Source organism: Microcystis sp. M53603_WE2 (genome assembly GCF_030065435.1).
This window is the reverse complement of record NZ_JASJFF010001170.1, coordinates 1-2056: the sequence shown is the minus strand read 5'-3', so window position 1 is coordinate 2056 and position 2056 is coordinate 1. Positions and strand designations below refer to the sequence as shown.

The 2056-nt window shown below is 48.4% G+C and carries 1 protein-coding gene; it reads right to left on the bottom strand.

The genetic code is table 11. The features are described 5' to 3' along the window. Positions 1 to 382: 382 nt before the first annotated feature. The coding region (locus PX481_RS24560) for a secretin GspD/PilQ domain-containing protein (protein ID WP_288096555.1) at positions 383 to 2056 on the bottom strand (1674 nt) is incomplete at its 5' end.

Here is a 2056-nt window from a genome sequence, read left to right as displayed (position 1 = left end):
TCTTGTGGTACATCGCTTGGTACAAAAAACAAGGGCAACAAAGCCTGAAACGACCGACTCCTGACGACCGGCTACTGACTCCTACCCCCAGGAAAAACTTTTTCAGCAGACCCTACTTATTTAACCCCCAAAAAAACTGGATGTAAATCCAGTTTTTCGGGTTCCTTGTTTTTTGGTTCATGAATAATGCAGGTTAGGGCTTGCTGAAAAAGTTTTTCGTGGGGCAGGGTGTGGGGTTTTACCCATTTTCAGGGAAAAAGTCCCTGAATTTGCCCCCTGATCACTCCCATGCCTGGTACTTTTTGATTGACAAAAAGTCTAAAAGTCTTATCCAACAAGGTTTTAAGATTTATTCAGCCAGCCCTATATAACTGATTACTGATTACTGTCGCGGCTGCACGGGGAAACCTTGACGCTGAAGCATTTCCGCCGCATCTTGGCCCGGTTGATAGTTGATGCCGAGGGTAGAGGTGGCCGTATCTTCGATGATTTTGGGAGTGAGGAGAATAATCACCTCCGAGCGATCGTTGCGATTGGTACGACTGCGGAATAAAGCCCCTAAAATGGGAATATCCCCTAAAATAGGCACTTTTGTCTCAGAACTCTGTTGGCGCTCTTGGATAATGCCGGAAAGAATTAAACTCTGTCCATCCCGGAGACGAATTAAACCAGAAGTCAATTCCCGACGAATCAGAGGGGTAAGGGTGTTGACTGTTCCACCACCGCTATCAAATTGAATTGGAGACCCCGGAGAGCCGATGGTAGGGCTAACCGACAGGGAAATAAAGCCGTTATCATCCACCTGATCGATGTTTACCGCTAAAGTTAATCCAGCATCGGCCAGTACAGGGACAGTGGTGCGTTCGCCACTGAGAGGATCTACACTTGTCTCCACACTTTCTAGCACTTTCTCGGTGAGCTTAACGGTGGCCTGTTGACCTTCCTGCACCACTAGGGAGGGATCGGTGAGAATCTTGGCATTTCCTGTCTGAATTGAGGCTTGCAGGGTCATCAGGAATTTTTGGGGATACTGGAATAGGGTCGGGGGTTCGTATTCATACTCTATTATTCCCGTCTCTGGGTCAATATTAATATCACTCAAACCGGGTTGAAAGGGGTTAACAGTGCGACCAAAACTAGGGCGCGAGTAGGGTGTTAGACCCCCTAAAAAGTCATTCGGTCCCTGGTTAACACGGCCAAAAGGAGCGCCATTCTGAATGTCAATAAAAGGTTGAATTTCTGCTGTCCCCGTACCCGATATGATATCGAAAATCGGCACAACAGGCTGTGCAAAAGCCCCCGGTCTGCCTACAGTTGAGCTACTAGGTGGGTTCATATTACCAAAGTTCAGCACTGCCGCCCCGTTATCTTGAACAAAGAAACCATCGTTAAAACCGAAGGAAAAACTACTGTTAAAACGGTCTGTATTGAGTAGGTTGACATCGATAACTTTGACATTAACTACCACCTGACGGCGACGGGCATCTAGTTGGGTTAATAAAGAGGTGGCGATCTGGACTTGCCGCGCTTCGCCGATTAAATTGATAGAATTAAGGCGCTCGTCGGCGGCAACTCTTAAACCAGTTAAAAGTAAGGCAGCTTTTGAGCCTTTCGTTTCTTGGGGGGCCAGTGGCTCTAGGGTGGGAGGAACATCCCGGCGACCGATGACTCGTCCGGTGAGGGGATCGACGATATCCTCGGTTTGGGTAACTAAACGCTGGTATTCTGCCCCTTGGGTAGCGAGGAAAGTGGCGGCGGCGACAGATTTAACTTGGTTGAGACGCAGGGTGCGGCTAATCAGATTACGAGCGCCTTGGGGTAATTGCGCCCCAACAAAGATAGTTGTACCCTGACGGTTGGCCTGGAGTCCAGAAACTAACAACACGGCGTTAAAAATGCTTTCCACCGATTCGTTAGTAAATTCCAAGGAAACTGTCTGAGAGGTGGCGTTAGTTTCCCCCTGGGCGCTGGTGAAAACGACGTTATAACCGGCATAGTTAGCAAGGGTCATTAACACTTCTCTAGCGGAAGCTTCCCGGAGTAAAACACGAGGTAC